Origin of the sequence: Streptomyces sp. HSW2009, from assembly GCF_040240285.1 — a bacterium.
GTDB lineage: Bacteria > Actinomycetota > Actinomycetes > Streptomycetales > Streptomycetaceae > Streptomyces.
This window is the reverse complement of the sequence record NZ_JBEHZD010000287.1, coordinates 1-9,843: the sequence shown is the minus strand read 5'-3', so window position 1 is coordinate 9,843 and position 9,843 is coordinate 1. Positions and strand designations below refer to the sequence as shown.

At 73.2% G+C, this 9,843-nt stretch carries 10 protein-coding genes; 6 read left to right on the top strand and 4 right to left on the bottom strand.

From position 1 onward, the window contains the following. Together AAHZ94_RS20625 and AAHZ94_RS20620 are read right to left on the bottom strand one after the other, a co-directional pair. Nucleotides 1-216: hypothetical protein (locus tag AAHZ94_RS20625; RefSeq protein ID WP_349994458.1), on the bottom strand; the 216-nt coding region annotated here is incomplete at its 3' end. Continuing rightward, nucleotides 213-605, bottom strand: a complete 393-nt coding sequence (locus AAHZ94_RS20620; protein WP_349994457.1) for an ATP-binding protein — start codon at nt 603-605, stop codon at nt 213-215. The genes AAHZ94_RS20625 and AAHZ94_RS20620, both read right to left, overlap by 4 nt. A 243-nt stretch (nt 606-848) precedes the next feature. Between AAHZ94_RS20620 and AAHZ94_RS20615 the strand changes: the two genes are divergently transcribed. From AAHZ94_RS20615 to AAHZ94_RS20605, 3 genes are all read left to right on the top strand, one after another. Next, nucleotides 849-1,667, top strand: coding sequence for a DUF5753 domain-containing protein (locus AAHZ94_RS20615; protein ID WP_349994456.1), 819 nt, complete (start codon nt 849-851; stop codon nt 1,665-1,667). A 13-nt stretch (nt 1,668-1,680) separates the two neighbouring features. Then, the gene (locus tag AAHZ94_RS20610; RefSeq protein ID WP_349994455.1) at nt 1,681-2,499 is read left to right on the top strand and encodes an SAM-dependent methyltransferase; all 819 of its coding nucleotides are present in this window, start codon (nt 1,681-1,683) and stop codon (nt 2,497-2,499) included. A gap of 100 nt (nt 2,500-2,599) precedes the next feature. Next, entirely contained in the window at nt 2,600-2,941 is a 342-nt protein-coding gene (locus tag AAHZ94_RS20605) for a DUF5713 family protein (RefSeq protein ID WP_349994454.1), read from the top strand. A gap of 347 nt (nt 2,942-3,288) precedes the next feature. Here AAHZ94_RS20605 and AAHZ94_RS20600 read toward each other — a convergent pair whose 3' ends face one another. Further along, the gene (locus tag AAHZ94_RS20600; protein WP_349994453.1) at nt 3,289-3,975 is read right to left on the bottom strand and encodes a BlaI/MecI/CopY family transcriptional regulator; all 687 of its coding nucleotides are present in this window, start codon (nt 3,973-3,975) and stop codon (nt 3,289-3,291) included. Nucleotides 3,976-4,764: 789 nt separating this feature from the next. On the opposite strand from AAHZ94_RS20600, the gene AAHZ94_RS20595 reads away from it, so the two are divergent. Continuing rightward, entirely contained in the window at nt 4,765-5,214 is a 450-nt protein-coding gene (locus tag AAHZ94_RS20595) for an NUDIX hydrolase (RefSeq protein ID WP_349994452.1), read from the top strand. Nucleotides 5,215-5,337: 123 nt separating this feature from the next. After that, nucleotides 5,338-6,543: a YncE family protein gene (locus AAHZ94_RS20590; protein WP_349994451.1), complete on the top strand. Its 1,206-nt coding sequence runs from the start codon at nt 5,338-5,340 to the stop codon at nt 6,541-6,543. 147 nt (nt 6,544-6,690) lie between these two features. Here the strand turns inward: AAHZ94_RS20590 and AAHZ94_RS20585 are convergent, their stop codons facing one another. Then, nucleotides 6,691-7,746, bottom strand: a complete 1,056-nt coding sequence (locus AAHZ94_RS20585; protein ID WP_349994450.1) for an AraC family transcriptional regulator — start codon at nt 7,744-7,746, stop codon at nt 6,691-6,693. Nucleotides 7,747-7,916: 170 nt separating this feature from the next. On the opposite strand from AAHZ94_RS20585, the gene AAHZ94_RS20580 reads away from it, so the two are divergent. Continuing rightward, complete coding sequence (locus AAHZ94_RS20580) at nt 7,917-9,578, top strand: MFS transporter (protein WP_349994449.1); 1,662 nt, start codon at nt 7,917-7,919, stop codon at nt 9,576-9,578. Nucleotides 9,579-9,843: the final 265 nt, after the last annotated feature.

Sequence of the window (9,843 nt, the reverse complement as noted above, 5' to 3'; positions counted from 1 at the left end):
GGGGTCGCGGGGTGCGCGGCGCGGGGGTGACCTGACCCGGGAGTCCGGGGGGTGCTGGTGGCCCCGCGCCCCCCCGCGGGCGTGGGCGGGGGGCCGGCCGCGGCCACTGGGATCACCCACCGGGTACGGCGCCTGCCCCAGCGCCTCAAGGCGCTCCAGCGCGTCGCACAGGTCCCGGGTCGCGCGCTCCACCTCGGCGGCGCGGGGGTCCGTCACGAGCGGACCCCTTCCGGCTCGGGGAGCAGCGCCCACACCTCACGGCTGACCCGCCCGCGGCGAGTGCCCCACCGCTTCGCCAACGCGTCCACGATGAGCAACCCACGGCCCGACTCCGCCAGCGCGGTCAGGTCCCCGGCGTCCTCCAGCGGGCGGCGCGCACGCGGCACCGTGTCACCCGGCGGACCCCAGACGCCCAGCCGGATGCCGTCCGACGTGCGGCGGACATGACACCACACCATGTGCAACCGGCCACGTTGCCTGCCGTGTTCCACCGCATTGGTGACCAACTCGCTGACCAGGAGCGCCGCATGCTCGATGGTGCGCTCGTCCGACCCCCAGGTCTCCAGCGCCGCCCTGACCTGCCGGCGGGCGATGGCCGGCCCCATGGGCTCCGCGGGTATCCAGCGACGGCACGCGCCGGCGGCCTGGCCGGGGTGTCGTGGAGGGGGTTCCTCTGGTAAGCGATAGCTCATACTCTCACCATGCGCGCAGTTTGCACGCTTGGCAATATGTGTCAATCAGGAATCTCGTACTCCTGAGCGCCTCCCTTCCCAGGGGCGGCGGCGACCCGGAACGGGGAGGAAGATGTGCCGCAGCGGCCACGACCCAGCCCCACGCTGGAACACCGCGTGGTGGCGAAACGGCTGCGCAGAGTGCGGGAGGAGGTCGGCCGCAGCGTCGCCCAGGCGGCCGAGGCGGCCGGCGTCGCCCACACCACCGTCTGGCGCCTCGAAGAGGCCAAGACCTCCATCGACCTCGGGCTCATCGAACAACTCCTGACCCTGTACGGAATCCCGCTCACCGAGCGCGAACGCCTGGTGGAGCAGGCGGCGACGGCCGCCAGGCCAGGCTGGTGGCACCAGCGCTACCGGCCCGTGATGACCCGCGACTACCAGGAGTGGGTCGCGCTGGAGAGCGCCGCGTCCCTGGTCCGCATCTGGCACCCCGGCCTCGTCCCCGACCTGCTCCAGATCCCCGAGTACACCGCCGCCCTCTACCGCGCCCGCAACCCCGACCACACCGCGGACGAGCTCGACCTGGCGGTGGAACTGGTCGCCGAACGCCAACAGCGGCTGCGCCGGCGCCAGGCCAGGCTCTGGGCCGTCGTCTCGGCCGCCGCCCTGTACACCGCCATCGGCCCGCCCGAGGTGATGCGCGCCCAGCACCAGGCCCTGGAGCGCACCATGACGCGCCCCAGGGTGACCTTCCAGATCCTGCCGCTGACGGCCGGCTGGCATCCGATGACCGGCGCACCGCCGGTCCGGCTGCTCCGGCTCGACGTGGACGAGATCGGTGACCAGATCCTGCTCGACCTGCCCGGCGGCACCACCATCATCGAGGCGCCCGAGCAGGTCGCCACCTGGCGCCAACGGCTGGACGCCGCCTCGGCCGCGGCGGGCTTCCGCAAGGCCCCGCTGCCCGACCTCATCGCCCCAACGACCCTTTGAAGGAGCACTACCGATGACCAACCACGTCACACCCGCCGGACGCCCGCACCCGCCCACCGGAGTGGACCCGACCGTGGCACACCCGGCGCGGTTCTGGAACTACATGCTCGGCGGCAAGTACTGGTACCCGGCGGACCGGCAAGCGGCCGAGGCGGTCATCGCACAGCTCCCCGAGGTGAGCGAAATCGCCCTGGCCGGCCGGGAGTTCCTGTGGCGCACCGTGCGCTGGGCCGCCCGCGAGGCCGGGGTGCGCCAGTTCCTCGACCTGGGCGCGGGGCTGCCCGCCGAGCCCAACGTCCACCAGATAGCCCAGCGGCACCAGCCCGACGCCCGCGTCGTCTACGTCGACAACGACCTGATGGTGAGCATGTACCAGCAGGCGTATCTGGACAGCACCCCGGAGGGCCGCACCGCCTGCTTCATCGCGGACATGCGCGACACCGCCGACGTGCTGCGCCTGGCCGCCGAGACCCTGGACTTCACCCAGCCGATCGCGCTGATCTTCTCCGACAGCCTGGGGCTGATCGAGGACCACGCCGAGGTCTACCGGCTGGTGCGGGAGTTCGTGGCCGCCGTACCCACCGGCAGCCACCTCATCATCGGCCACTCGGCCCCCACGTCGGACGCGGTCGTCGCCTCCGAGCAGCAGTACAACGAGCAACCCGGCGTCATCCCCTTCACGCTGCGCAACCGGGAGCAGATCGGCCAGTTCTTCGACGGCCTGGAGATGGTCGACCCGGGCCTGGTGCTCATGCCCGACTGGCGCCCCGACAGCGACACCCTGCCGGCCCGCTCCGGCATCGGGTACGGGGCCGTCGCCCGCATCCCGTGACCTGACGGGGCCCGCGGGGCCCGGACGTGCCGCCGATTGTCAGTGGTGGGGTGCACGATGGCGGTGTCAGATTCACCCGAGGCTGCAACAGGAGTACGACATGGCCATCGCCCACCCCCAGGCTGCCCAGCACCCGTTCCTGCACGGGTTGTACGAGGACGAGTACTTCCCCGACCACCTGGTCGACAAGGGCAAGGCGATCCTGCTGCGGCTGTGCGAGCGGATCGAGACGGAGCGGCCGGCCGACCTGCCGGCGTTGTACGTGCTGACGCACGCGGCGACGGAGGAGTTCAACGCCCTGGAGGCGGAGTTCGACGAGGCGGACAGCGAGATCGAGACGACGGCGCGGGAAGAGATAGCTGAGGACTTCTGGTTCGTCGCCAAGACGTACGGGTTCCCGGGCGCGGACGTCGAGGAGCTGATCGCGCCACGGGAGTGGTGAGGCAACCGGTCGGCCCGGCGCCCCGCGGTACGCGGCGACGCCGGCCACCGGCCCCACCGACCGGGTTGCGGCGACAGGGCACGCCCCGGACGGGCCGAGCGCCCGCCGGCCGGCCGGTGCGCCACTCAGCGGACTCGGCCGCCGGCCACCGAACGCCGGTCGCGGTCATGTCACCTCGCGTCGCGACTTCGGCTGCTCGCTGCTCGCCTGACCCACACCCACCGGCACGGCCAAGCCTCACCAGCGGTCGTGACCGCCGCTCCACCAACCACCTACACACCAGCGCAGCGAGCGAGATGTCAGCTCTCTCGCTGCGCTGGTGTGGTCGCGGCTGGGCCGCCGGCGGGTCAGGACGTGGCCGTCGCGTCCGCCGAGGCATCGCCCGCCGAGTCGGCGTCGTTGTCCACGGTGGCGTCGGCCACGGCGGCATCGCCTGCGGCGACCGAGTAGAACACCGAGCGGCCCTGGGTGGTGCGCTGCGCCTGGTTCTTCGAAACCAGGTGCTCCAGGCTCTCGCGCACCCCGGCCCGGCTCCACTCCTCCTCCGGGTGGCGCTCCTGCAACGTGGCGGTCACCTCGGTCGCCGACCGCGGCTCGCCGTGCTCGGCCAGGTAGTCCACGATCACCTGGCCGCGCCGACCCCGCCCCGTCGAACCGGCCTTCGGTGCAGGGGACTTCTTCCGCGACTTGCCCCGACCCGTCGCGCCCGAACGCGCCGTGCGCGTCCCGGTGCGCCGACCGGTGGACGACGCGGCGCGCCGCGCACCCGGCACGGTCGCGGTGGCCGCAGCAGCCTCCGGCTCATCGGCCTTCTCAGCGGAACCCTCCGGCGCCTGCGGCGCACCGCCGGACGAGCCGATGTAGGTGAGCAGGAGGGCCTTTGACGAGTCCAACTGCTCCAGTCGGTTCTGGAGCTCGGCGAGTTGGTCGACCAGCTCCGCGCGCTGCTCGTCCATGTGCCGCAACACGGACTCCACCGAGGCGGACGGGTTGAAGGTGGCAGGGGTCGCGCTCTTCCGACTCTGGGCTGACACACGTTCTCCTGTGCTTTGGGGGTTGTTGGCCCTGGATGCTACTCATGAAAGCCCGTTGTGCGCCCCTGTTTGCATGTCCCAGGCTGGGGAGTGAGGTTACTTGACCGACCTGTCAGCGCTCCCGCACGGGCCCGCCGTGCGCGCATCTGCCCTGCGTACTGCGGGTTTGGCGGCGTTCGGACGAGGGTTGTGCCACCCACCAGACAGGGTGTGAGCACGTCACATCTCGGAAGCCACGCACCTGTTCGGCATCACCGGTTCGGGTGGCTGTCCACCCGCGCGCCAGGTCCGGCCGCGCCAGCCACCTCCCACCCGTCACCCCGCACGCCAGTCCCTCGCCACCCCACCCGGTCGACGCCCCTGCCGGACCGCCCCACACCCGTGCGGTGACCTCGTACGACCACCCGTGCGATGGCCTCGTACGATGCGGAGGGGGCGGGTCACCGCTCAGCCGACCCACCACTGGTCGGCTCCCGCCCACCCACTTCACTCTGCTCCGTCCAACCCCACCCCACCCGGCCCCCCAGCTCCGCTGCCCGCACCACCCCGTCCACTGCGGGTGCCTGTCTCGTACGCGGGTCGCGGGGCGCCGGTCCACGCTCCTTGCCGCAGCCGGGCGGGACGTCGAATGCGCTGGTCAACCGGCCCGCGGCGGTGTGTGGCTGGTTCACGGGTGGCCGGCCGGGGTGGCCCGCCGGGACCGGTCGGATGGTCCTCCCGAGTCGTGCACCGCTGGGGCATTGCTGGTGCGCTGCGCATACTCCGTGGCTTACGGCGCAGAATTGCGGGGTGACACTACCTCGCATCCGGGTGGCCGGATACGTGCTGCGGCAGCGCGGCACCCCCGAACTCCTGGTGTTCGGCCACGTCGGCATGGCAGCGGCCGGCACCCAGGTACCGGCCGGCGGTGTGCTGCCGGGGGAGTCGCTGGCCGCTGCCGTGCTCCGGGAGGTGGCCGAGGAAACCGGCCTTGACGGTGCCACCGTCCGCCAACCGCTCACGGTGGAGGACAAGCCCCACCCCGATACCCAACAGCCGCGCCGCACCACGTACTTCCACCTCCAAGCGCCGGCCACCGCACCCGACGCGTGGACACACCGGGTGCGCGGTGGCGGGGGCGATGCCGGCCTCGTGTTCGCCTGCCGCTTCCAACCGCTGCCCCTCACCCACCCGCTGGCCGACGACCAGGACGCCTGGCTCGGCCACATCGACCCGCGCTACGCCACCCGCCGTTCCTGACATCCGCTTCCCGCTCCCACGCAACGCGAGGACGCCGAACCGGCGTCCCCCTGAGGGAACCGCACCACGGGCATCACCGGCCCCGATCCTGACCCCACGTCACCCACCCAGATCGGAACCAGCATGCGACCGAACCCCCAGGCGGCTACCGACACCCCCCACGCACCACAGACGACACCCGCCGCATCCCCACCTGCCGCACGGGAACGAACCGGCAGCGCCAGGCTCGCCCGGCGCGCCCTGCTCGGCGGTGGCCTGGCCGCCGGCGCCGTGGCCCTCGCTTCCTGGCCGGCCCACGCCATCGGGCCCGCAGCGGCCCCCGCCACCCCCACCAGACCGACCAGCCGCCCGGCCCGTCGCCACACCACACCCACCGGGGACGTGCTGGCGGTAGTCCAGAAGAGCGGCCACGCCCTCGCCTTCCACGACACCGCGTCTGGCGAACTGCTGGCCCGCATACCGTTGGAGCGCTACCCGCACGAGGTGGTCGCGGACTCCGCCCGCCGCTACGCCTACGTCGGGCACTACGGCGTCCGCATGTCCGCCGATCCCGGACCCGGTGGCACCGGCGTGTGGATGGTCGACCTGCGCGCCCGGCAGTTGGTGCGCACGCTGTCGACCGATCCGTTCCGCCGTATCCACGGGCTCGCCATCGACCGGCACGACCGCCTCTACGCCCTGCCCGAGACCGATGCGGTCCTTCTGGGTTACGACGAGCCGCGCACCGCCACCGCGCCCTCCCGCACTCTGCCGACCGGCGGCGCCAAGACCCATCTGCTCACCGTCAGCCCCGACGGCGAGCGGGCGTACGTCACCGGGCTCGACTCCGGCACCGTCAGCCTCCTCCACCCGCACGACCCGACGGCGCCGCCGGTGGTGGCCACACCGGGACCGCGGCCCGAAGGCTGCTGCCTGTCCGCCGACGGCCGCACCCTGTACGTCGGGGTGCGCGGCAACGGCACGGTGGTCGCGCTGGACGCCACGACCCTTGCCGTGACCGGTTCGTACGACACGGCGGGTGGCGACCCGCTGCGCGTCTACGCGGCCGGCCCCGCCGCGCCTGGGCTGCTGTTGGTCACCGACATCGTCCGGCGCACCCTCACCCTGCTCGACCCGGCCCTGCGTCCGGTGGCGACGATCGCGCTGGCCGGAGTGCCGTCGGCGCTCTCCCTCCACCCGCACCGCCCCCTCGCCTACGTCAGCGAACTGGACACCGGCCGGGTCACCCTCGTCGACCTGGAACGGCGCTGCACCACCGGCGGGTTCGCGGTCGACGGCGAACCCGACTCCTCGATCCTGCTCCCCGCCCCCGCCTCCGGCCGCCACTGACCCCGTACGCGCCCGTCACCACGGCCACTCACCCACCGACTCACCCGCCCAAGCCGAGCCGACCCACCCAAGCCGACCCACCCAAGCCGAGCGACCCGCCCGGTCCGTCACCTCCACGCGAGGCCGGGCCGGGCGCCCCCTCGCCCGTCAGGCGCCCACCCGCGAGGCAGCAACCAAGCCAGGCACCCCCACCGCGCCGGCCACCCCCACCGCACCGGCCACTCCCACTGCGCCGGCCGAGCCTGCCGACCCCGCTGCACCCGCGCCGCCGCGGGAGCGCGCGCGGTGCTCGCTCGGGCGGACCCCAAGGGTGCGCTTGAAGGCGACGCTCAACGCGTACGCATTGGAGTAACCCACCCGGCGCGCCACCGCCTCCACCGTGTCCCCCGTACGCGTCAGCAGGTCGGCGGCGGTGCGGATGCGCCACTCCGTCAGATACGTCATCGGCGGCTGCCCGACGAGTTCGGTGAAGCGCTGTGCGAAGCTGGCGCGCGAGGTGCTGGCCTCGGCCGCGAGGCCGGCCACCGTCCACGGCCGGGCCGGATCGTCGTGCATCAGCCGCAGCACGGGGCCGATCACCGGATCGCGGTGGGCCCGGTACCAGGTCGGCGTGTGCGTGTCCGAGAGCTCGAACCACTCCCGCAGACTGGCCACGAGCAGCAGGTCGAGCAGCCGGTCCAACACGACCTGCTGCCCGGGGGCGTCCCGGCGCAACTCGCGGCTGATCATGTCGAAGGTGGGACAACCCTCGGACGGCGCCGGCACCAGCGCGATCCGCGGCAACGCGGCCAACACCCGCTCGGTGACGCTGCCGCGCACCTGGTAGGTGGCCTTGAGTAGCACGGTGGCGCCCTCCGGACGGGCCTCCTCACCACACATCGGCAGCGGCCCGTCCACTGTGGACCTGCCGTCGGGTGTGGTGCACCGGCCCGCCCCGTGCACGACGGCCAGCGGCGCGGTGTCCGGACCGTCGGCGATGGCGTACGGCTCGGGGCCGCGCACGATGACCACGGAAGCGGTGGGCAGCCGCACCGGCGCGCCACCCTCCGGCGTCACCCAGGCCGCCCCGCGCAGCGCCACCACCAGATTCAGCGGGGCCCCCTCGGCGAACCGCAGCGACCACGGCGGGTTGAGGACGGACTCGTCGAGTAACACCCCGTGCGGGCGGACATCGTGCAGCAGTCGGGAAAGCGCGTCATCCACGGCGGCAATTCTAGACGCACAGACATCTCCACCGGAGAAGCAGCCATCCACAAGCCAGCGAACGGCCCGTTGACTGGGGACCATGAGACACCTTCAAACCACGGCGCCCCAGGGACGAGGCGGACGCGCCGGCAGGCAGTCGATGCCGCACGCCGGGTGGGCGGCCCGACGTGGCTAACCGCACCCCATCGCCCTGGGTGGGACTCGCCGCCCTGCTGCTGCCGGTCACCCTGATGACCGCCGACCTCGGCGTGCTATGGCTGGCCACCCCCGACCTCGCGGCCGACCTGGGCCCATCGAGTTCCCAACTGCTCTGGATCACGGATGCCTACGGCTTTATGACCTGCGGATTCCTGCTGGTCATGGGCGCGTTGGGGGACCGCATCGGCCGCCGCAGGCTCCTCGTGTTCGGCTGCCTCGGCATCGCCGCTGCCTCCCTCATCGCGGCCTACGCCAGTAACCCGGAGACGCTCATCGCCGCCCGGGCCGTGCTCGGCGTGGCCGGCGCCGCGGTGCTGCCGTCGACGCTCTCGCTGATCACCCACCTGTTCACCGACCCGCGCCAGCGCACCCGCGCCATCGCCCTGTGGGTCACCGCCCTGTCGACGGGCATCGCCGTCGGCCCCGTCATCGGCGGCATCCTGCTCCAACACTGGTGGTGGGGCTCGGTGTTCCTGATCGGCGTGCCGGTCGTCGCCCTGTCGCTGCCGGCCGTGCTGCTCCTCGTACCGGAGTACCGCGCCCCCCACCCCGGCCGCTTCGACCTGCCGAGCGTGCTGCTCTTCCTGCTGGCCGTACTGCCGGTCGTGTACGGGGTGAAGAAGGCCGCCGAATCGGGCGTGGCGCCGGCCCACGCGCTGCCCGTGCTGGTCGGCGCCGGCTTCGCACTCCTCTTCGTACGCAGGCAACACCGCCTGCCGACGCCCCTGATCGACCTGCGGCTCTTCGGCGACCGCGCCTTCACCGGCGCACTGCTGACGCTGCTGCTCGGCATGATGGCGCTCAACAGCATCGAATACCTGGTGCCCCAGTTCCTGCTCAACGTCAGCGAGCTGAGCCCGCTCGCCGCAGGGCTGTGGCTGCTGCCCAGCGCGGCGGGGCTGGTGGTCGGCTCGCAACTCACCCCGCTGCTGACCCGCCGCGTCCGCCCGGCGTACGTGATCGCCGTCGGCGTCGTCCTGACCGTGCCGGGCTTCTGGCTGATCGCCGTGGCCGGCGAGGGCGACAGCGGGGTGTGGGGCTCCGCGCTGGGCTCGACGCTCGTGATGTTCGGCGTCGCGCCCGTCAGCGTGCTCGGTACGGGGCTCGCCATGGGCGCCGCACCCGCAGAGAAGGCAGGCGCGGCATCGGGCGCCGGCCAGACCGCCTACGACCTTGGCCTGGCCCTCGGCATCGCGGTCACCGGCTCCGTCAGCGTCGCGATCTACCGCGCGGAGTTGGACGACGCCCTGCCGGCCGGGCTCTCCGCGGAGACCGCGCACACCGCAAGGGACTCGGTGGGCAGCGCCGCATCGGCGGCCGAGACCCTGCCCCAGCCGCTGGCCGAACAACTCCTGCGAGCCGCGCGCACCGCGTTCACCAGCGGCTTCCACGCCACCGCCGCCGTCGGCGCCGGCCTCGCACTCGTCACCGCTGCGGTCGCCCTGCTGATGCTGCGCCACGTCCCGACGGAAGCGGCGGGGACGGCCGAAGCGGCAGGGGCTCCCGAAACGGTTGATGCCGCGGCTGCCGCCGGTGCCACGGACGCCGCGGAAGCCACGGGTGGCACGGAAGCCACCGACACGGCGGCAGCCACCCCAGCCGCGGAAGCAGCGATGACACCGCATCCGTAGCGCGGCGCCCAGGACGCCGAAGCGGTCGCCGCCCGCACAGGAGTGACCGGGCCCGCATCCGGGGCGCACCGCGGAAGCAGCGGGTGGCGGGCGCGACCGGCCCGCCCGGTGGTCGTACGCGGGCCCCCCCGGGCGGGGGGGGGCCGGGCCGGCCGCCCCCCCCCCCGGGGGGGGGGGGGTGTGGGGGGGGGTCAGGCGGGTGCGTACGCAGGGTGGGCGCGTTCGGCACGTGATGGGTGTGTGGTGGCTGCGTGGTGGGTGTGTC

What these genes read in the sequence shown, in the direction of transcription:
- AAHZ94_RS20605 (WP_349994454.1), top strand. Translation starts at nt 2,600, where the DNA reads ATGGCCATCGCCCACCCCCAGGCTGCCCAGCACCCGTTCCTGCACGGG.
- AAHZ94_RS20620 (WP_349994457.1), bottom strand. Translation starts at nt 605, where the DNA reads ATGGGGCCGGCCATCGCCCGCCGGCAGGTCAGGGCGGCGCTGGAGACC.
- AAHZ94_RS20590 (WP_349994451.1), top strand. Translation starts at nt 5,338, where the DNA reads ATGCGACCGAACCCCCAGGCGGCTACCGACACCCCCCACGCACCACAG.
- AAHZ94_RS20610 (WP_349994455.1), top strand. Translation starts at nt 1,681, where the DNA reads ATGACCAACCACGTCACACCCGCCGGACGCCCGCACCCGCCCACCGGA.